The following is a 17,522-nucleotide window of genomic DNA, read 5'->3' as shown; positions in this document are numbered from 1 at the left end:
ACTTGACCGTTTTTAGATAGACTAGACTTTGCAGACCAAACAAATCGACCATGTACTCGGCAAGCCCTACAGCGTGCCGCGCGAACGCAGCCGCTGGCCCTCGCTGGGCCTGGCGCTGGCGATGCACCTTGGCCTGCTGTTTTTCCTGTGGGTGGGCGTACACTGGCAAAATACGGAACCTGTCGCCGTCGAAGCGGAAGTATGGGACCTGAAAGTGCAGACGGCCGCGCCGCCGCCCGACGTGGCGACGGAGCCGGAACCGACACCGGCGCCGCCGCCGGAACCGCAAGTAGAACAGCCGGCCCCGCCGCCACCGCCGCCCGTGGCCGCGCCCGAGCCGAAGGTCGACCTGCGCGAGGCGGAGATCGCCCTCGAGCGCAAGAAGGCCAAGCTGAAGGAAGAAAAAGACAAAGCGGCAGCGGAAGAACGCCGCAAGCAGGAATTGAAGGAACGCGAGGAAGAAAAGCGCGAACTGGAAAAACAGAAGCAGAAAGAAAAAGACAAGGCTGAAAAGCTGGAAAAAGAAAAGGCCGACAAGCTGGAGAAAGCCAAGCAAGCCAAAGAGAAAGAAAAAGCGGCGGAAGAAAAAGCCGAGAAAGAACTGTCCGATAAAAAAGCGGCGGCCGAAAAAGCGGCCAAGGCGAAAAAAGCGGCGGCTGAAAAAGCAGCCGCCGACAAATTGCGTGCCGATGACATGAAGCGGTTGATGGCACAGGCAGGCAATGGCACAACGGGCACGGCCGCGAAAGCGACCGCGCCACGCAAGGACAGCGGCTATGTCGCTGCCCTGACGAGCAAGATCAAGAGCAATATCGCGTACAGCGGTAGCACGGACGTGCCGGGCAACCCGCGCGCCGTGTTCAAGATCGAGCAACTGCCAACTGGGGAAATTATTTCGGTCCGAAAGATTAAAAGTAGCGGCCTGCCGGCGTATGACAGCTCGGTGGAAAACGCCATTAACAAATCGTCGCCACTGCCGAAGAAAAAAGACGGCACCGTGGAACGCGAGATTGAACTCATATTCGAGATGAAGGATTTGCCTAAATGATGACCATGAAAAAAATGAGCTATGTCGTGCTCTGCGCCGGCCTGATGCTGGGAGCCTCCGGCGCCCAGGCGCAGCTGCGCGTGGAGATTACGGGGATCGGCAGCAACCAGATCCCGGTGGCTGTCGCCAGTTTCGTCAATGAATCGGCGGCGCCGCAATCGTTATCTAGCATCATCAAGGCCGACCTGGCGCGCAGCGGCGTGTTCAAGCTGATCGACGCCGATGCGCCCGTGTCGGAAACGGCGCCCGTCAGCTACGAGCAGTGGAAGTCGCGCGGCGCCGACGCGCTGGCGGCCGGCACCGTGCAAAGCATGGCCGATGGCCGCCTGGACGTGCGCTACAAGCTGTTCGACACCATCAAGGGCGCCCAGATCTCCAGCATGAACAATGCGGCCGCGCCGCAGTTCAACCGCTTGCTGGCGCACAAGATCGCCGATGACATCTATGAGAAGTTGACGGGCGTCAAGGGCGCGTTCGCCACGCGCATCGCCTACGTCACGCAATCGGGCCGCGAATACCGCCTGGAAGTGGCCGACGCCGATGGCGAAGGCATCCAGGTCGCCCTGCGCTCGAACGAACCGATCATTTCGCCGTCGTGGTCGCCGGACGGCACCAAGGTCGCATATGTGTCGTTCGAAAAGAAAAAGCCCATCGTCTACGTGCAAAACCTGGTGACGCGCCAGCGCACCATCGTGTCGAATGAAAAAGGCAGCAACTCCGCGCCGAGCTGGAGCCCGGACGGCTCGCGCCTGGCCGTGGCCCTGTCGCGCGACGGTCATACCCAGGTCTACACCGTCAATGCCGACGGCAGCGGCTTGCGCCGCGTCAGCACCAGCAGCGGCATCGATACGGAACCCCAATTCTCGGCCGATGGCCAAAGCATTTACTTCACCAGCGATCGCAGCGGCGGACCACAGATCTACCGCATGTCGACCAGCGGTGGCGAAGCCAAGCGCGTGACGTTTGGCGGCTCCTACAACATCAGCCCGCGGATTTCATCCGACGGGAAGACACTCGCTTATATTTCCCGTCGCGACGGCAATTTCCAGCTCTACGCGCTCGACCTGGCTAGTGGCCAGGAACTGCGCCTGTCGGACACCGCCAACGACGAATCACCGAGCTTTTCGCCCAACGGGAAATATATCATGTACGCGACCGAATCCGGACGACGCAAGTCGCTGGCAGTGGTATCGGTGGATGGCCGCGTCAAACAGCGTTTGACTACGCAAGCTGGCAATATCAAGGAGCCCACCTGGGGTCCTTTTATGAAGTAAATGCTGTACAGTTTCACCTTTAACCATGACCCGGAGAATAAAAATGAGTAACTTTAAAAGTTTGGCTTTCATCGCCGCTACCGCAGCCCTGCTGTCCGCCTGCAGCACCCCAGTCAAAGTAGCAGAGACCCCAGTGGTTGAGCGCGCGCCTGAAAAAGTCGTCGCTCCAGTTGACACCCGTCAAGTTCAGCCAGTAACGACCGCATCGGTCGATCCACTGGACGATCCAAAAGGCGTGCTGGCTAACCGCAGCATCTACTTCGACTTCGACAAATACGTCGTGCGCGAAGCGGACACCCCAGTCGTGCAAAACCACGCTGGCTACCTGGTGAAAACGCCTAGCCGCAAGATCCTGATCCAAGGTAACACCGATGAACGCGGTGGCGCTGAGTACAACCTGGCCCTGGGCCAGAAACGTGCTGAAGCCGTGCGCAAGTCGATGGCAGCCCTGGGCGTGCCGGAAGGCCAAATGGAAGCCGTGTCGCTGGGCAAAGAAAAGCCTAAAGCTCAAGGCAGCAACGAAGCAGCATGGGCAGAAAACCGCCGCGCTGACATCGTTTATTGATGTTCAGGGGTGAGCGCGGCAGCATTGACGCTTACCTAACTGGCCAGTCATAGGCATAATAATGGGGCGCAGCGCGGTGATTCACCGCCCGGCGCCCCGTTTGCATGTTTGCGTAACTTTTGAAAGCCCGACTCATGATGACATTCTCGAAAGCCGGCGTCGCCGCCGCCTTGATGGCCGCGTTTGCCTACCTGCCCCTGCACGCCAACGCCGCCCTGTTCGATGACGACGAAGCACGCAAGGCCATCCTCGAGCTGCGCGCCAAGGTCGACGCCATGGCGCGCGACCTGAACAGCCGCATCGACGCCAAGGCGGACAAGACCAGCACCTTGAGCCTGATCAACCAGCACGACCAGACCATGCAAGAGATCGCCCGCCTGCGCGGCCAGATCGAAGTGCTGGGCAACGACCTGGCGAACACGCAAAAGCGCCAGAAGGATTTCTACACCGATATCGACGCGCGCCTGCGCAAGCTCGAACCGCGCCAGGTCACCATCGACGGCCAGGAAGCGGCCGTGGGAGTGTCCGAGCAAAGCGCGTACGAATCCGCGTTCGGCCTGTTCAAATCGGGCGATTACAAGGGCGCCGTGACGGCCCTGGACGGCTTCGTGAAACGCTATCCGGAATCGGCGTATGCGGCCAACGCGCAATACTGGCTGGGCAACGCCTATTACGCCCAGCGCGACTGCAAGAGCGCCATCACGGCCCAGCAGGCCGTGCTGAAACACTACCCGGACAGCCCGAAGGCGCCCGACGCCATGCTCAACATCGCCAGCTGCTACACGGAGCTGAAAGACAAGCCGAACGCGACCAAGACCCTGAACGCCCTGATCTCGCGCTACCCGGACTCCAGCGCGGCCCAGGCCGCCAAGGAACGGGGCGGCAAAAAGTAAAAGCGGGGAAAAAGTTGCCCGTTAGGTTTGACAGAATCCCGGGCACCCCCTATAATCTTTCTTCTTCGGGTCGTTAGCTCAGCTGGTAGAGCAGCGGACTTTTAATCCGTTGGTCGCAGGTTCGAATCCCGCACGGCCTACCACGAATACGCAGTACTGATCTGCTTGCGAGTTGTTATAGCAAGCATTTTTTTACGGCACAGTGTTACCGAAGTTGTTGTAAAAAGTTTTTGGGTCGTTAGCTCAGCTGGTAGAGCAGCGGACTTTTAATCCGTTGGTCGCAGGTTCGAATCCCGCACGGCCTACCAAATACTATGAAGAAGCCAACCGTTCGCGGTTGGCTTTTTTGTTTTCTAGGCTTGCCTGGATCGCAGCCACTCCTTCAATACATCATTCATGCGCGTTTGCCACCCATCGCCGGTGGCCTTGAAGGCTTCGAGAATGTCGGCGTCGAAACGTATGGTCGTGCTGACCTTGCCGCCAGTGCCAGCGGGTCTGCCGCGGCGGCGTGCCGCCTCCTGCTGCGCCTCAGGGCGGGAAACGGGCTTGTCGCCCACTTGCCAGATACCCTGCTCGAAAAAACCATCCGTCAATTCAGGCGCATCGTCGGGATCAACCCAGGCTTTGCTTGTATTTGTCGATTTCGCGTTCATTTGCCTTCCTCATGCTGATGATTCTGCGCGCCCGGCCACGCGGCGTCCAGACCAGTACAACCAGGCGCTCGTCGAGCCGACCTGCAGTGATGAAGCGGGGTTCGCCGTAGTCCTGGCGCTGGTCCGGCAGCGTAATGGTGAGGCCGTCAAACACTTCGCGCGCACGCGCAAAGTCGAGGCCACACTCCCTGAGCGTCTTTTCACGCTTGACAGCATCAAAAGTGATTCTCATTATTTATTGTAGTAACAAATAATAGAAACAGCCAGCCCTGTTTCGCGAACAAGGGCGCCATCGGGACTGCTACATCACCACCATTAACGCGACGCCAGCGCCGGCCTCCCGGCCAGATGCGCCAGCACGCCGCCCATAGCCCGCCCCAGCGGTACCTCCACCCAGCGGTAAAACGCGGCGCCGGCCGCCAGGCTGGCGCCCCAGGCCGTCAGCATGCCCAGCGCCTGCCACTCAGGTTCGAGCGGGACATAGCTGATAAACAGCGCATTCACCAGCAGGCTGACGGGGAAGTGCACGAGGAAGACGGCATACGAGATGCGGCCCAGGGCGTTGACGATGTTCCAGACGCCGCCCTGCGACGGCGTGCGGGCGCGGCCGAACAGGAACAGGGCGCAGGCGACGATCAGGGCCAGGGCGATGCGGCTGCGGTAGTCGACGGCCAGGGCCAGCAGGACGGGCACGGCGGCCATGGCCATGAGCACGGTCATGGCAGCGGGTTTGCGGGCCGGGTCGCTGGCCCACCAGGCCAGCATGCCAAGGCCATAGCTGCCGAAGAAATACGGCGCCCAGTTATCCCAGTCCGCGTCGAGATTGAAATACAGCAGGGAAAAGGTGATGCCCACAGTGACGGCCAGCGGCATCAGCCAGTGCCCGCGCCGCCGGCCCGCCAGGCGGCCGCCCAGCCACAGCAGCAATACCGTCAGCAGGTACAGCTGGAAATCGATGGCCACGTACCAGGCGCCGGCGGACAGCGATTCATAGCCCAGCACGCCGTGCAGCAGCAAGGCATGGGCGCTCAGCTGGCCCAGGGTGACGGCGGCCGACATGGAATCGTGCAGCATCCAGATGCCGGCCACGGGCGTGATGATGGCCGCGAGCAAGGTGGCGGCCAGGAAAGGCGGCGCCAGCTTGGCATAGCGGCGCCAGATCGCTTGCAGCGGGGTGGCAATGCCGGGACGGCCGGCGGGAGACAGGGATTTGGCGACGAGAAAGCCGCCGATGACGAGAAACACTTGCACGGCGATGCGCGCACTGCCGCCCAGCCAGTCCAGCAACGCAGGCCACAGCGGTTGCACGTAGTCGGACATGGGCCCGTAAAACGCCAGGTGATGCAACACGATCAACTGCGCCGCGCCTGCTTTTAAACCATTGATCCAGCCAAACTGCGGACGATGTGCCAGGTCCGCCTGTGATACCACTGCTGCTGCCGTCATTCCCATCCCTTGCCGTGCCAGGTAGTGTCGCCAGCCCATCGCGCAACAGGCGCGCGGCCGGGGATTTACCGAAAGGCCGACATCATAGCCGAGCCTGGCAAATGGCGGGGCACGGCAGGCGCCTAAGCTGCCGGCTTTTCCGCCTCCGGCGCCAATGGCTGTTGCGCCAGGATGGCGTCGAGCAAGCCGGGGAAACGGCTCTCGATATCGGCGCGGCGCAGAGTGTTCATGTGCGTCGTGCCCGCGTTTTCCGTGTAGACGAGGCCCGCTTCGCGCAAGACCTTGAAATGGTGGGAAACGGTCGATTTCGGCCGTCCGCCGTCGAGGTCGCCGCAAGCGGCCGCATCCACGCGGGCCAGGTGGCGCACGATGTCGAGGCGTATGGAATCGCTCAGGGCGTACAGCACGCGCTCGAGGACGAATTCGCTGGCGGGGGGATGTTTGTGTGGACGCATGAGCAGAATCATACAGCATGCGCTATACTAATTCCATTCTTCGAATATTTACGAACTACCGAATCAGTATTTTCCTATCTTTCTATCCACACACACAAAGGCCACCATGTCCGCCCTCTTCCAGCCCTACACCCTCAAAGGCATCACCCTGCGCAACCGCATCGCCGTGCCGCCCATGTGCCAATACATGGCCGTCGATGGCGTGGCCAACGACTGGCATTTGTCGCATTACGCGGGCATGGCACGCGGCGGCGCGGGGCTGGTGATCGTCGAAGCGACGGCCGTGGCGCCCGAAGGCCGCATCACGCCCGGCTGCACGGGCATCTGGAATGATGACCTGGCGCAAGCCTTCGTGCCTGTCGTGAAAGCCATCAAGGCGGCCGGCTCCGTGCCCGGCATCCAGATCGCCCACGCGGGCCGCAAGGCCAGCGCCAACCGCCCATGGGAAGGCGACGACCACATCACGCAAGGCGACGCGCGCGGCTGGCAAACCATCGCCCCGTCCGCCATCGCCTTCGGCGGCGGCCTGCCGAAAGTGCCGCGCGCCATGGACCTCGACGATATTGCCCGTGTGAAACAGAACTTCGTCGATGCGGCCATCCGCGCCCGCGAAGTGGGCTTCGAATGGCTGGAACTGCACTTCGCCCACGGCTACCTGGCGCAAAGCTTCTTTTCCGCCCACTCGAACCGGCGCGACGACATCTATGGCGGCAGCCTGGAAAACCGCAGCCGCTTCCTGCTGGAAACATTGAAAGCCGTGCGTGAAGTGTGGCCCGAGCACCTGCCGCTGACCATCCGCTTCGGCGTGCTGGAATTCGACGGCCGCGACGAGCAAACCCTGCTCGAATCGATCGGTCTCGTGCGCCAGTTCAAGGATGCGGGCATGGACATGATCAGCGTCAGCATGGGCTTCACCATTCCCGACGTATCGATTCCGTGGGGCCCGGCCTTCATGGGCCCGATCGCCGAGCGCGTGCGCCGCGAAGCGGGCGTGCCCGTCTCGTCCGCCTGGGGCTTCGGCACGCCGGCCATTGCCGAGCGCGTCGTCAAGGAAGAGCAGCTGGACGTGGTGATGGTCGGCAAGGCGCACCTGGCCAATCCCCACTGGGCATACTTTGCCGCCAAGGAACTCGGCGTGGAGCGCGCCTCGTGGACCCTGCCGGCGCCGTACGCGCACTGGCTGGAACGCTACTGATCGTCCTTCACCGCTGCCGGATGCCCCTCCAGGGGCAGTTCCGGCAGGAACAGCAGGAAGACCAGCCCCACCAGCAGCAGCACGGCGCCGGCGCCAAACACGCTGGCGATCGCATGGCGGTACACTTCCACCGTCTGCGCCGCGGCATGCGCGCCCAGCGCCGACACGGCTTCCACGCCATGCTGGTGCAGCTGGCGGGCGAGGATGGCGCCGGACGCCGTCACACCGAGCAAGCCGCCCAGCGAACGGAAAAAGGCCAGCATGGCCGTGCCCACGCCCCGGCGCGCCAGGGGCAAGGCATTTTGCACGGCGATCGTCATGTTCGGCATCACCAATCCCAGCCCCGTGCCGAGCAGGAAGATGGCCGGCTCGATGATCCAGTAGCCGCGCGACGTTTCCATGGCCCAGGCCAGCACGGCAAACGCCAGCAGCGCCACGGCCAGCCCCGCCACCTGCACCATCTTGTACTTGCCCGAGCGCGACAGCACGCGGCCGTTGAACATCGACGACGCCACCAGCCCCACCATCATCGCCACCGTCATCACGCCCGATTCGGCGGGACTCGTACCCATCACCAGCTGGAAGAACAGGGGGAAGAAGACGCTGGCGCCCATCAGGCCCATGAAAGTCATGGCCATCACCAGGCTGGCGATATTGAAAGTGCGGTTTTCGAACAGGTCGGGCGGCAGCACGGGTTCATCCACCCTGCCCACGTGGAAGGCCAGCCAGACGCCCAGCAGCAGGGCGACGCCGCCGCACACCTTGATGGCCAGCGCATCCCACGGCCACTCCGTGCCGCCCAGCGCCAGCACCAGCAGGGCCGCCGTGACGGCGCCCGTCAGCAGCGCAGACCCCAGGTAATCGATCTTGTGCGCATGCGTGCGCGCCGGCTTGCGCATGGCGCGCGCGATGATATAAAAGGCCACAATGCCCACCGGCAAGTTGACATAGAAAATCCAGTGCCACGACAGGGCATCCGTGATGACGCCGCCCAGCACGGGCCCCAGCACGCTGGTGACGGCAAACACGATGGGCACCATGCCTTGCCGCTTGCCCCGCTCGGCCGGCGGCACGATGTCGCCGATGATGATTTGCGCCAGCGGCATGAAGCCGCCCGCACCCAGGCCCTGGATGGCGCGGAAAATGATCAGTTCCGTCATGTTCTGCGCCAGCCCGCACAGCACGGAGCCGAGCAGAAAGGTCAGCAGGGCCGTGAAGATCATGGGGCGGCGACCGTACTGGTCGGCCAGCTTTCCGTACAGGGGCATGGTGGCCGTCGAGGCCAGCACGTAGGCCGTGACCACCCACGACAGGTGCGCCATGCCGCCCAGGTCATCGACGATGCGCGGCAGGGCCGTGGCAACGATGCTCTGGTCCAGCGCACCGAGGCCCAGCACGGCCATCAGGCCCAGGTAGATGGCGCGCACTTCGCGCTCGGTGACGGGTTTATCGGCGCCTTTGTCTGCGCCTGCGGCGTGATCGTGGCCGCTCATGCCTGGCCGATCTCAAGCAGCGGCTGCATGGCGGCTTCCAGCGCATCGACCTGCTGCGGCGTCAGGCGGGCGATGCGCCGCGCCAGCGCATCGCGGCGCCGCGCACGCAGGGTCTCGAGGATCGCCAGGCCTTGCGCGGACACGTGCAGGCCCGAACGCCGGCGGTCCTGCGGATCGGGCGCGCTGCGCTCGACCAGCCCCGCCTCTTCGAGCGACTTGACCTGGGCGCTGACGGTGGGCCCGCGCACGTTCTGCAGCCGCGCCAGCGCGGCCACGCCGATGCCGGGCTGCTCGTGGATCAGTGCCAGCAGCATGTATTGCATCATCGACACGCCGCCTTCCAGCTCGCCCCCTTCGCGCTGCATGGAGCGCAGCAGGCGCTTGAACGCCGTGCGCAATTCATCGGACAGCGCCAGCGCGCGCTCGGGGATGGGAAGGTCTTCGGTATTGGGCATGGAATGAGTTAAATAGGTAGACTATCTACCTATATTAGACCGTGCATGAGGGCCACGCAAGGCTTTTTCCGCCCCGGCCCTTCCCAAAACCGCCATTGGCCGTCATAATAGCCGCCCTTGGGTCGTTAGCTCAGCTGGTAGAGCAGCGGACTTTTAATCCGTTGGTCGCAGGTTCGAATCCCGCACGGCCTACCAAGATTCAGCCGTCATCATGGCAAGCATGTTGATACGGCAAAGCGTTACCGTAGTTCAGTAGTCAAAGTTTTTGGGTCGTTAGCTCAGCTGGTAGAGCAGCGGACTTTTAATCCGTTGGTCGCAGGTTCGAATCCCGCACGGCCTACCAAATACTTCAGAAAAGCCCACGAATTTACGTTCGTGGGCTTTTTTGTTTTTGGGTGCCCTTCGCACATTTCGACGAAACTTCACCGCCTGGCGCCCCTCTTCCAGGCGCTCAGTCGCCTTGCCGTGTGTAGTTCGATCAATATAGATTGGAAGCTTTCAATAGCTAGCCCCCAAAAAACATCCATATCTTCACGACAATATTACCCCACATCCCAAATACGAAAAACGCTCGCCACCCAAAGGCGTCAGGTTGGCCGTTCGATTCAGTAGATAATCGCCCCACCCGTTCCCCAAACGGACCAGAAATACACCATCAGCAGAAACGGTAAACAAAAAAACTGATATCCTGCATGAAGGCCGGCAACACCTTAATTATGGGACAAGTCTCATTCTCCAGCACACTGAAATTATTTTGATCAGCGTATGGATGGAGTATCTTTTCCGTCAAACATAGAATAAGCATTTCAGCCAGATCAGCGAACTTAAACATTCGACAAGCAAACACGGAGCGACTATGCCTAACGAAACCCCGACCATTCCCGTCGAAGTGTCGTCACTTGCGGAATACATGGCCTGGAAGAAAGCAACGATGCCTATTCCTAATGGCGAAGGCTATGCCCTGCTCTACCGGGGTCATTCAGACGCAGCGTACGTGCTTGAGCCGACTGTATACCGGATCAAGGAAGGGAAGTCGTTCAGGACTGTCGAGCACGAGTTGTACGAAGAGCTCATGCGGCTTGATCCCGTTGCATTTTCCAACGACAAGTCGGTTTTCGAACGGTTGGTAAGAATGCAGCATTATGGGCTGCCTACCCGGCTTCTGGATCTTACGCATAGCCCTTTAATTGCACTGTTTTTTGCATGTTGCAGTCATGAGGAAACAGACGGCGAAGTAATTTTCTTCCACTGGAAAACGGAGGAGGTGTACCAACCTTCCGACGTGCCCGACGCGTCTCTTGCCGGAGTCCGCGTGAGCGCGGAGTTTTCAGCCATGGGTCGGGATATCATGGACCAGTTGAAGAGTTTCTTCGCCGAAGAATCAGCATTTGATTATGGCCACGCGGGAGTTAACAGCGACAGGAACGCTTTTCTACATGAGGCAATCACCGAGCTTGATAAATTAGCAGAAGGTGATTTCCTGATACAGTCGCTGGCGATAAAAACTATTGAAGAAAGACTTATCAGCGAATTCATCAATCCGTGGAGAGATAGACTGGATATTGAAAGAAAGGAATTAGGATTGACTCGCGCAGCGCTGACCATATCGGATAGCCAGGCCTCTCTCGAAAGATTCCAGAGCCGGTTCATGAATCAACGATTGGCATTCATCAATTCTGTATGCCGCCAGCTTAAAATCGAGAATAATTCCGAGCGGAACAGCCTCGGTAGATTCCTGATGCAGTTCACGCATTTTTATTTCGTTTACGCACCTGTCAACAATGAGCGCATTCGCCGTCAACAGGGTGCCTTTATCATCTGCAGCCCAGCCAGTACAAGTTTATGGAAGGTTGAGAACCATAAGACGCCAGACAAGATAAGTATCAAGGGGACGGCAAAAAAAGCCATCCTGGCTGAATTGGCGGATTTGGGCGTTACCAGGAGCTACGTTTTCCCCGAGCTTCCAGAGCAGGCAGCGGAGGCACAGCGACGCTATCCCGCCCGTTAATACCCGTCACCAACCAGTTTCGACATTAGCCAAATGTCGGAACGGGCCTTCTTCTCGCGCAACGTCGCAACACTCGCAGCGAACTCCGTGCCTGTGCAAGTTGTACAAAAGCGTAGTTTGTCCGGGGCCTTGAAGCCGAGACCGGCATTCAGTCATATTCGAATCCCACACGACCGTGAGTTCTCAAGAAAACCCACGAATTCCGGCTCATGGGCGTTTTTTACTTTTTTTCACCAGCTATGCCGTTCCTTCCCCATACCTCCCCGGCGTCACCCCCATCACCCGCTTGAACATGGCGATGAAGGCGCTGACGGTGTCGTAGCCCAGGTCCAACGCAATCGTCGTGACGGGCTGGCCGGCGGCCAATAGTTCCAGGGCGCGCAGGATGCGGGCGCGCTGGCGCCAGGCGGAGGGTGTAAAGCCCGTTTCGATCGTAAAACGGCGCGCCAGGGTGCGCGGCGAGACGCCGGCCCAGGCGGCCAGCGCTTCCACGCCACGCTCGTCGGCCAGGTCATCGAGCACGGTGCGCGCCACGCGCAGCAGGCGCGGGTCAGTGGGCAGGGGCAAGCCGAAGGATTCGTGCGGCGCGGCGGCGATCTCGTCGAGGATCACGCCCGCCACGCGGGCTTGCCGCGCGTCCAGTGCGTCAGACACATCCTCGTCCCAGGCGCTGGCGCGGCCCACCGCTTCGCGCAGCAAGCCGGAGACGCGCATCACGCAAGGCGCTGCGGGCAAGCCGGCGCAGCTGGCCTCGTCCACGTACACGCTCCAGCCCGCAAACGGGCCATGCGAACGCAGCGCGTGCATATGATGGGGCGGCACCCACACGCAGTGGCTGGCCGGCACCACCCACTGGCCGCTGTCGGCGGCGACGGAAAGCAAGCCCCGCATTGCGCCGAACAGCTGGCCGCTGGCATGGCGGTGCGCCGCCGTCACCCGCTCTTGCGGCTGAACAATGCGCATGGCGCGCAGCCGCGGCGGCGATGCCGGAGAAATTGACGGATTTGACGTATCGAATGACATAAACAACGCAGGCAAGACAATCCCGCCATCATACAGTGAAGGCTTTCCAACCTTCAGGAGTTCACCATGCGTGCAGAAGACGTATTAGCCGATCAACAAAACCAGGCCCAATTCAATGGCGTCACCGTGCGCAAGGGAACGGTGGGGGCCTTCCTGGCCAATGCCAGGCTGTGGCTGGACGACGCCAGCAGCAGCAACGACAAGGCCATTGCCGAGCGCGACATTGTCGACGCCCTGCCCGCCCTGCACGCGCTGGGACTGTTCGATATCCTGCAGGTGCGCGATGCGGCGCTGCGCGAACTGGTGGCCGCGTCCGCCGCGTAAGCTGGCTGACTCGTCCCCGGCGCGCATTTCCTCTATCATGCTGCTTTGCCCGCCTTCGCACCCGCCATGCCGTTTACCATTGCCGCCCCCGTCCACAGCGAACTGATCATCAAGAAAAGCCGTTTCATCGGTTGCGTGCAGCCGATGACGGACCGCGCCAGCGCGCAGCAGGTGGTCAATGACTTGAAAGCGCAGCATCCGGGCGCCTGCCATGTGTGCTGGGCGCTGCTGGCGGGCGGGCAATCGGCGGCCGTCGATGATGGCGAGCCGAGCGGCACGGCCGGGCGGCCCATGCTCGACGTGCTGCGCCACCAGGACCTCGAGGGCGTGCTGGCCACCGTGGTGCGCTACTTCGGTGGCATCAAGCTCGGTGCGGGCGGCCTCGTGCGCGCCTACACGGACAGCGTGGCACAGGCACTCTTGCAGGCGGAAAAGACGGCCATCGTGCGCCAGCGCAGCCTGCGCTGCACGGTGCCGTACGCGATGGAAGGCATGCTGCGCCGCGAACTCGACGGCGCCGGCGCCACCCTGCTGAACGTGGAACACGGCGAGCATGTGCTGTTCGACTTCAGCCTGGCGGAAGCGGCCGCCACCGCCCTGCTGGCCCATCTGCATGAGGCGGGCAATGGGCGGATACAGTGGCTGGACGCGCAGGATTGCGACGGCCAGTCATAGTCAACAGGCGCATTGCTGCCGGGCGCCATCAGTCACAATCGGTTAGCTATGCGTACCGGAGGCGCGCCTAACGGATTTCTATCTTTTCAACTCTGACATTGTTCAATTTAATGCCGGTCAAGGACTGCATTATTTCGTCAGAAATTAACACTCCGCCAAATTCCGTCCAGGAAATTTCACGGATCACGTTGACGCTGGTATCGGCATACCTCCTCCCTCGCCCAAAGCCGAATGCCACGCCACAGGCAGGGCAAGCCGCAATTTTTGCGTCCACGACTATTTCACCATCCATTACTGCTGGCTGATCACCAAAGACCACGGCGAAATCGCCGTCATTCCCGGGCATGTAATTTCCGCAGTCTGTACAGATGCCCGCACCGGCATGCCCGCTCGCCCACGCTTCATTGGCGTCCACCACATCTGTCCCGGAATAATACAGATGCCACATGTATTTTTTCATGGCCTTGCCTTAAAAACCACCATCGTCATGGATAGCGCTGCTCCTGATATCCATTCGCAAACACATGGGAAATATTCTCCATCTGTCCATCTACATAGCTGAACAAAATCTGATATCCGGTATGGTTTTCCTGGCCATGCTCTCTCTGCCGGACCATGATGGAATGGAGGCGATCGTCTTCATACAGGTAATCGTAACTAGCTTCGCCAAATTTTCCGAAATTAATGTCCTGCGTGATGCGTGCCCCGTCAAGAAAACTGAGCATGACATTCCTCAAGCTCCCTCCCGCATTGAAATGCACGCTTTTCAATTCGCCACGCTCATGAAAATAGAAACCCCTGTTGATGACGGCAGCAGATCCGCCATAGCTTTCCACCAGGATGACCCTGCCTTCCCCATCGAAATAGTAGACATGAGTATTTTTCAGCGTCGCGGGCAGCGACTTAAGCTCTTTTCCCGGCTTGAAGCCGGCCCTTTGGGCTTCGAATGGCCTGACGTTACATAACGGCCCTTTGCTGATCAGCGTTCGCGCCACGCGCAGTTTGACGGCATCCAAATACGCCGCCATGAAAAAGTCGGATTCCAACGCTATCGCGTGGAATTGCTCGCCCAGTTTTTGGCTTTCACTCATGCTATATCGCTCCCGCTACGACACTTCCAGCAATCAAGCCTTGCGCGGGCGCTTGATCTGCAACAAGATGAAATGCGTCCACGCCAGTGCCGGCAACACCATCAGCAACAACATCAGTCCTGCCGGCATGTCCGGCACGAAACGCACGAAGCAGGCGAGAAAACTGGCGATGGCCAGCCAGAAACGCCAGTTGAAGGCATACGCCTTGCGCGCTACCGTCGCCAGGGCGATGCGCCAGAATTCCAGCAAGGCCCACAGGCCGCCCGTCAGCAGCAGCGCGGCCAGCGCATTGGCGCCGGGGGCGTCGGACCAGGTACGCACCAGGTTGTACAGCAGCACGGGATAGCCGGCCGTGATGGCCAGGGTGGCCGGGCCGGCGGCGATGACAGCTTCAAACAGCTGCCCTTTGGAACGATGATCCACTAAATCCTGCTCCTCAAGCCACGACGCCGGAATGGGCGGCGATCACTTGCAGCGCGCCGGCCGCATTGTGCGCCCAGACGCGCGTAAAACGGAAGTCGCCATGCGTTTCCACGTCGTGATAGCTGCCCGTCAGTTGCATGCGCACGGAAACCACGGCCACGTGGCCATTGACGCGCACGTGGCGCTCGGACGCGCGCAAGTCCGTGATGGTCAGCAGGCGCTGCTCGTGCGCGGCCAGGTCCGCATGCTTGCTCAGCAAATGCCCCAGGTGATTGGTAAACAACAAGTCATCGGCCAGCAAATCTTTCAGTACAGCCACATCGGAGGCCATCATGGCCAGGCGCAAGCGTTCTTCCGCATCGAGTACCTGCACTTCCGTTAAAACATTCATCTTTTTCCTTGAAATAATTGGAACGACATTAATAAATAGGCAAAACATGCTGGCATGAAATCGTGGTTTTCACAATCCGCCGGAAGACTTATGCCTGTGGAGCATATTTATATAGCGTAATATTCGCAGCGGTATTGCGCAAAACGCCACCATAGTACTGTACAGTGCTTGCCCTTCCGCCCCGGGCTGGGGCAGCTGTCAGTTGTAGTACTGTTTTATGTGCTCCGTGCAGTCTCGAATAAAACCAAGATAAGGCCCCTTCATGGCAATTAATATCATCCTGAACCTGCTCGTTGCGTTGCTCGTCTTCGCCTTCATGTTCCATCAGCAACGCAAACACGCGACGTTTACCGTGCGCGTCTTTACAGGCCTGGGCCTGGGCGTGCTGCTCGGTGCGGCCGTGCAGTGGCTGTACGGCGCCGGCTCGCCCATCATCGCCGGCACCAATGAGTACATCGACATCGTCGGCAGCGGCTACGTCAAACTGTTGCAGATGATCATCATGCCGCTGATCATGGTGTCCATCATTTCCGCCATTTTAAAGCTTAAGGACGCCAGTTCCCTGGGCAAGATCAGCGCGCTGACCATCGGCACCTTGTTAATTACCACCACGGTCGCCGCCGCGCTGGGCATCCTGATGGCCAAGCTGTTCGGCCTGACGGCTGTCGGCCTGACGTCGAGCGCCGCCGAAGTGGCGCGCGGCGTGCAGCTGCAAGGCTCGCTGGAAACGGCAAAGGCCCTGTCGCTGCCGAAACTGCTGGTCAGCTTCGTGCCGACCAACCCCTTCCTCGACATGACGGGCGCGCGCAAGACGTCGACCATCGCCGTGGTCGTGTTCTCCATCTTCATCGGCATCTCGGCCACGGGCATCGCCGCCAAGAAGCCGGAAATTTTCGCATCCTTCGAAAACTTCATGAAAGTGGCGCACGCCATCGTCATGCGCATGGTCACTCTGGTGTTGCGCCTGACGCCGTACGGCGTGTTCGCGCTGATGTTTGAAGTGGTGGCCTCGTCGAGCTACACGGACATTTTGAAATTGATCAACTTCGTCGTCGCCTCGTACAGCGCGCTGATACTGATGTTCCTCGTGCACCTGGCCATCATCGCCGGCGTGGGCCTGAATCCGCTGCGCTTCGTGAAAAAAGTCTTCCCCGTGCTGGCCTTCGCGTTCACCTCGCGCACCAGCGCCGGCTCGATCCCGATGAGCGTGCAGACGCAAACCCAGCGCCTGGGCACGCCGGAAGGCATCGCCAACTTCGCCGCCTCGTTCGGTTCGACCATCGGCCAGAACGGCTGCGCCGGCATCTATCCCGCCATGCTGGCCGTCATGATCGCTCCCACCGTCGGCGTCGATCCGTTTACGATCAGCTTCCTGCTGCCATTGCTGGCCATCATCACCATCGGTTCCGTCGGCGTGGCCGGCGTGGGCGGCGGCGCCACGTTTGCCGCCCTGATCGTGCTGTCGGCGATGGACTTGCCCGTCGCGCTGGCCGGCTTGCTGATCTCCGTCGAGCCGCTGATCGACATGGGCCGCACGGCCCTGAACGTGAGCGGCTCGATCACGGCCGGCACCGTCACCAGCCGGGTCATGGGACAAACCGACTTGGCCGTCTACAACAGCGACGACGCGCCCGACCTGGACGAAGCGGAACACGCCGCCTAGGAACGTATCCAGCGGCGCGGCGCGCCGCGCCTTGCCGCCTCCCTCTATATTGATTGACAATAAACATGGAGGAAGGCGCAAGGCGATGAAACAGAAATGGCCGCGGCACATCTGGATCGTGCGTCACGGCCAAAGTGCCGGCAACGTGGCGCGCGATGCCGCCGAAGCGGAAAAGCAGTTGTCGATCACCATCGCCAAACTGGGCGCGCGCCAGGCGCTAGCCCTGGGCGACTGGTTCGCCACCCTCCCCCCTGAACAACAAGCAAGCGTCGTGCAGTATTTGCCCTACATGCGGGCCCGGCGGACAGCACAAGCCGTGCTGGCGCGCATCGGTGCGGACAGCCTCCCCCTGCGTGGTAGCCGACGAGCGCCTGCGTGAAAAGGAGTTCGGCATCCTCGACCGCTGGAGGCGGCCGGCACACAAGTCACGGCCCACCCCGACATGCC

At 60.7% G+C, this 17,522-nt stretch carries 21 protein-coding genes and 4 tRNA genes; 14 read left to right on the top strand and 11 right to left on the bottom strand.

Annotated elements, in window-relative coordinates:
• Positions 1 to 28 precede the first annotated feature (28 nt).
• The 6 genes from tolA (at position 29) to BZG29_RS08865 (ending at position 4,088) form a co-directional block, all read left to right on the top strand.
• On the top strand, positions 29 to 1,048 hold the full coding sequence (gene tolA, locus BZG29_RS08890; protein WP_077401303.1) for a cell envelope integrity protein TolA: 1,020 nt from the start codon (positions 29 to 31) through the stop codon (positions 1,046 to 1,048).
• Positions 1,045 to 2,322 carry a Tol-Pal system beta propeller repeat protein TolB gene (tolB, locus tag BZG29_RS08885; RefSeq protein WP_077401300.1) on the top strand — a complete coding sequence of 426 codons (1,278 nt, stop codon included), beginning with the start codon at positions 1,045 to 1,047 and terminating at the stop codon, positions 2,320 to 2,322. The genes tolA and tolB overlap by 4 nt, the downstream gene beginning before the upstream one ends.
• A 43-nt stretch (positions 2,323 to 2,365) precedes the next feature.
• Positions 2,366 to 2,887, top strand: coding sequence for a peptidoglycan-associated lipoprotein Pal (pal, locus tag BZG29_RS08880; protein WP_034786578.1), 522 nt, complete (start codon positions 2,366 to 2,368; stop codon positions 2,885 to 2,887).
• A 134-nt stretch (positions 2,888 to 3,021) separates the two neighbouring features.
• The gene (gene ybgF, locus BZG29_RS08875) at positions 3,022 to 3,780 is read left to right on the top strand and encodes a tol-pal system protein YbgF (RefSeq protein WP_077401297.1); all 759 of its coding nucleotides are present in this window, start codon (positions 3,022 to 3,024) and stop codon (positions 3,778 to 3,780) included.
• Between the two features lie 67 nt (positions 3,781 to 3,847).
• A tRNA-Lys gene (locus BZG29_RS08870) sits at positions 3,848 to 3,923 on the top strand.
• 89 nt (positions 3,924 to 4,012) lie between these two features.
• A tRNA-Lys gene (locus BZG29_RS08865) sits at positions 4,013 to 4,088 on the top strand.
• A gap of 45 nt (positions 4,089 to 4,133) precedes the next feature.
• On the opposite strand, the gene BZG29_RS08860 is transcribed toward BZG29_RS08865, so the two are convergent.
• The 4 genes from BZG29_RS08860 to BZG29_RS08845 all read right to left on the bottom strand — a co-directional run bounded on the left by BZG29_RS08860 (position 4,134) and on the right by BZG29_RS08845 (position 6,334).
• Complete coding sequence (locus tag BZG29_RS08860; RefSeq protein ID WP_077401293.1) at positions 4,134 to 4,433, bottom strand: BrnA antitoxin family protein; 300 nt, start codon at positions 4,431 to 4,433, stop codon at positions 4,134 to 4,136.
• Positions 4,393 to 4,665, bottom strand: coding sequence for a BrnT family toxin (locus tag BZG29_RS08855; protein ID WP_077401289.1), 273 nt, complete (start codon positions 4,663 to 4,665; stop codon positions 4,393 to 4,395). The genes BZG29_RS08860 and BZG29_RS08855 overlap by 41 nt, the downstream gene beginning before the upstream one ends.
• Positions 4,666 to 4,748: 83 nt before the next feature.
• Positions 4,749 to 5,879 carry an acyltransferase gene (locus BZG29_RS08850; RefSeq protein ID WP_077401286.1) on the bottom strand — a complete coding sequence of 377 codons (1,131 nt, stop codon included), beginning with the start codon at positions 5,877 to 5,879 and terminating at the stop codon, positions 4,749 to 4,751.
• A gap of 122 nt (positions 5,880 to 6,001) precedes the next feature.
• The gene (locus BZG29_RS08845; protein ID WP_077409029.1) at positions 6,002 to 6,334 is read right to left on the bottom strand and encodes a helix-turn-helix domain-containing protein; all 333 of its coding nucleotides are present in this window, start codon (positions 6,332 to 6,334) and stop codon (positions 6,002 to 6,004) included.
• Positions 6,335 to 6,440: 106 nt separating this feature from the next.
• On the opposite strand from BZG29_RS08845, the gene BZG29_RS08840 reads away from it, so the two are divergent.
• Positions 6,441 to 7,529 carry an NADH:flavin oxidoreductase/NADH oxidase gene (locus BZG29_RS08840; RefSeq protein WP_077401283.1) on the top strand — a complete coding sequence of 363 codons (1,089 nt, stop codon included), beginning with the start codon at positions 6,441 to 6,443 and terminating at the stop codon, positions 7,527 to 7,529.
• On the opposite strand, the gene BZG29_RS08835 is transcribed toward BZG29_RS08840, so the two are convergent.
• Together BZG29_RS08835 and BZG29_RS08830 are read right to left on the bottom strand one after the other, a co-directional pair.
• A complete protein-coding gene (locus BZG29_RS08835; RefSeq protein WP_253192833.1) occupies positions 7,523 to 9,022 on the bottom strand; it encodes an MDR family MFS transporter in 1,500 nt (499 codons plus the stop codon). The two genes, BZG29_RS08840 and BZG29_RS08835, sit on opposite strands and share 7 nt — an antisense overlap.
• Complete coding sequence (locus tag BZG29_RS08830) at positions 9,019 to 9,477, bottom strand: MarR family transcriptional regulator (RefSeq protein WP_077401280.1); 459 nt, start codon at positions 9,475 to 9,477, stop codon at positions 9,019 to 9,021. The genes BZG29_RS08835 and BZG29_RS08830 overlap by 4 nt, the downstream gene beginning before the upstream one ends.
• Positions 9,478 to 9,596: 119 nt before the next feature.
• Between BZG29_RS08830 and BZG29_RS08825 the strand changes: the two genes are divergently transcribed.
• From BZG29_RS08825 to BZG29_RS08815, 3 genes are all read left to right on the top strand, one after another.
• Positions 9,597 to 9,672 (top strand) — tRNA-Lys (locus tag BZG29_RS08825).
• Positions 9,673 to 9,744: 72 nt separating this feature from the next.
• Positions 9,745 to 9,820: transfer RNA gene (locus tag BZG29_RS08820), tRNA-Lys, on the top strand.
• Between the two features lie 513 nt (positions 9,821 to 10,333).
• A complete protein-coding gene (locus BZG29_RS08815) occupies positions 10,334 to 11,485 on the top strand; it encodes an FRG domain-containing protein (protein ID WP_077401277.1) in 1,152 nt (383 codons plus the stop codon).
• Between the two features lie 237 nt (positions 11,486 to 11,722).
• Here the strand turns inward: BZG29_RS08815 and BZG29_RS08810 are convergent, their stop codons facing one another.
• Complete coding sequence (locus tag BZG29_RS08810; RefSeq protein ID WP_253192832.1) at positions 11,723 to 12,448, bottom strand: helix-turn-helix transcriptional regulator; 726 nt, start codon at positions 12,446 to 12,448, stop codon at positions 11,723 to 11,725.
• A gap of 126 nt (positions 12,449 to 12,574) precedes the next feature.
• Here BZG29_RS08810 and BZG29_RS08805 point away from each other — a divergent pair, with 126 nt between their 5' ends.
• Both BZG29_RS08805 and BZG29_RS08800 read left to right on the top strand, forming a co-directional pair.
• Complete coding sequence (locus tag BZG29_RS08805; protein ID WP_077401274.1) at positions 12,575 to 12,832, top strand: hypothetical protein; 258 nt, start codon at positions 12,575 to 12,577, stop codon at positions 12,830 to 12,832.
• 66 nt (positions 12,833 to 12,898) lie between these two features.
• The gene (locus BZG29_RS08800; protein WP_077401271.1) at positions 12,899 to 13,507 is read left to right on the top strand and encodes a YigZ family protein; all 609 of its coding nucleotides are present in this window, start codon (positions 12,899 to 12,901) and stop codon (positions 13,505 to 13,507) included.
• Between the two features lie 67 nt (positions 13,508 to 13,574).
• Here the strand turns inward: BZG29_RS08800 and BZG29_RS08795 are convergent, their stop codons facing one another.
• From BZG29_RS08795 to BZG29_RS08780, 4 genes are read right to left on the bottom strand one after another with little or no spacing between them, the layout of a single operon-like run.
• Positions 13,575 to 13,967 carry a hypothetical protein gene (locus BZG29_RS08795; RefSeq protein WP_077401268.1) on the bottom strand — a complete coding sequence of 131 codons (393 nt, stop codon included), beginning with the start codon at positions 13,965 to 13,967 and terminating at the stop codon, positions 13,575 to 13,577.
• A gap of 25 nt (positions 13,968 to 13,992) precedes the next feature.
• The gene (locus BZG29_RS08790) at positions 13,993 to 14,598 is read right to left on the bottom strand and encodes a hypothetical protein (protein WP_077401265.1); all 606 of its coding nucleotides are present in this window, start codon (positions 14,596 to 14,598) and stop codon (positions 13,993 to 13,995) included.
• Between the two features lie 33 nt (positions 14,599 to 14,631).
• Positions 14,632 to 15,021 (bottom strand): hypothetical protein, encoded by a 390-nt coding sequence (locus BZG29_RS08785; protein WP_077401262.1) that lies wholly within the window; start codon positions 15,019 to 15,021, stop codon positions 14,632 to 14,634.
• Between the two features lie 13 nt (positions 15,022 to 15,034).
• The gene (locus tag BZG29_RS08780) at positions 15,035 to 15,412 is read right to left on the bottom strand and encodes a nuclear transport factor 2 family protein (RefSeq protein WP_077401259.1); all 378 of its coding nucleotides are present in this window, start codon (positions 15,410 to 15,412) and stop codon (positions 15,035 to 15,037) included.
• Positions 15,413 to 15,674: 262 nt separating this feature from the next.
• Between BZG29_RS08780 and BZG29_RS08775 the strand changes: the two genes are divergently transcribed.
• Positions 15,675 to 17,075, top strand: a complete 1,401-nt coding sequence (locus tag BZG29_RS08775) for a cation:dicarboxylase symporter family transporter (RefSeq protein ID WP_077401256.1) — start codon at positions 15,675 to 15,677, stop codon at positions 17,073 to 17,075.
• A gap of 85 nt (positions 17,076 to 17,160) precedes the next feature.
• Positions 17,161 to 17,454: a phosphoglycerate mutase family protein gene (locus BZG29_RS08770; RefSeq protein WP_253192831.1), complete on the top strand. Its 294-nt coding sequence runs from the start codon at positions 17,161 to 17,163 to the stop codon at positions 17,452 to 17,454.
• The last annotated feature ends 68 nt before the right edge of the window (positions 17,455 to 17,522 follow it).

Source organism: Janthinobacterium sp. LM6 (assembly GCF_002002885.1).
GTDB classification, from domain to species: domain Bacteria; phylum Pseudomonadota; class Gammaproteobacteria; order Burkholderiales; family Burkholderiaceae_D; genus Janthinobacterium; species Janthinobacterium kumbetense.
This window is presented reverse-complemented; position numbering and strand designations above follow the sequence as displayed.

Excerpts from the sequence above, each read along its gene's own strand:
- tolB (WP_077401300.1), top strand. The coding sequence starts at position 1,045 with ATGATGACCATGAAAAAAATGAGCTATGTCGTGCTCTGCGCCGGCCTG.
- pal (WP_034786578.1), top strand. The coding sequence starts at position 2,366 with ATGAGTAACTTTAAAAGTTTGGCTTTCATCGCCGCTACCGCAGCCCTG.
- ybgF (WP_077401297.1), top strand. The coding sequence starts at position 3,022 with ATGATGACATTCTCGAAAGCCGGCGTCGCCGCCGCCTTGATGGCCGCG.
- BZG29_RS08860 (WP_077401293.1), bottom strand. The coding sequence starts at position 4,433 with ATGAACGCGAAATCGACAAATACAAGCAAAGCCTGGGTTGATCCCGAC.
- BZG29_RS08855 (WP_077401289.1), bottom strand. The coding sequence starts at position 4,665 with ATGAGAATCACTTTTGATGCTGTCAAGCGTGAAAAGACGCTCAGGGAG.
- BZG29_RS08850 (WP_077401286.1), bottom strand. The coding sequence starts at position 5,879 with ATGACGGCAGCAGCAGTGGTATCACAGGCGGACCTGGCACATCGTCCG.
- BZG29_RS08845 (WP_077409029.1), bottom strand. The coding sequence starts at position 6,334 with ATGCGTCCACACAAACATCCCCCCGCCAGCGAATTCGTCCTCGAGCGC.
- BZG29_RS08840 (WP_077401283.1), top strand. The coding sequence starts at position 6,441 with ATGTCCGCCCTCTTCCAGCCCTACACCCTCAAAGGCATCACCCTGCGC.
- BZG29_RS08835 (WP_253192833.1), bottom strand. The coding sequence starts at position 9,022 with ATGAGCGGCCACGATCACGCCGCAGGCGCAGACAAAGGCGCCGATAAA.
- BZG29_RS08830 (WP_077401280.1), bottom strand. The coding sequence starts at position 9,477 with ATGCCCAATACCGAAGACCTTCCCATCCCCGAGCGCGCGCTGGCGCTG.
- BZG29_RS08815 (WP_077401277.1), top strand. The coding sequence starts at position 10,334 with ATGCCTAACGAAACCCCGACCATTCCCGTCGAAGTGTCGTCACTTGCG.
- BZG29_RS08810 (WP_253192832.1), bottom strand. The coding sequence starts at position 12,448 with ATGCGCATTGTTCAGCCGCAAGAGCGGGTGACGGCGGCGCACCGCCAT.
- BZG29_RS08805 (WP_077401274.1), top strand. The coding sequence starts at position 12,575 with ATGCGTGCAGAAGACGTATTAGCCGATCAACAAAACCAGGCCCAATTC.
- BZG29_RS08800 (WP_077401271.1), top strand. The coding sequence starts at position 12,899 with ATGCCGTTTACCATTGCCGCCCCCGTCCACAGCGAACTGATCATCAAG.
- BZG29_RS08795 (WP_077401268.1), bottom strand. The coding sequence starts at position 13,967 with ATGAAAAAATACATGTGGCATCTGTATTATTCCGGGACAGATGTGGTG.
- BZG29_RS08790 (WP_077401265.1), bottom strand. The coding sequence starts at position 14,598 with ATGAGTGAAAGCCAAAAACTGGGCGAGCAATTCCACGCGATAGCGTTG.
- BZG29_RS08780 (WP_077401259.1), bottom strand. The coding sequence starts at position 15,412 with ATGAATGTTTTAACGGAAGTGCAGGTACTCGATGCGGAAGAACGCTTG.
- BZG29_RS08775 (WP_077401256.1), top strand. The coding sequence starts at position 15,675 with ATGGCAATTAATATCATCCTGAACCTGCTCGTTGCGTTGCTCGTCTTC.
- BZG29_RS08770 (WP_253192831.1), top strand. The coding sequence starts at position 17,161 with ATGAAACAGAAATGGCCGCGGCACATCTGGATCGTGCGTCACGGCCAA.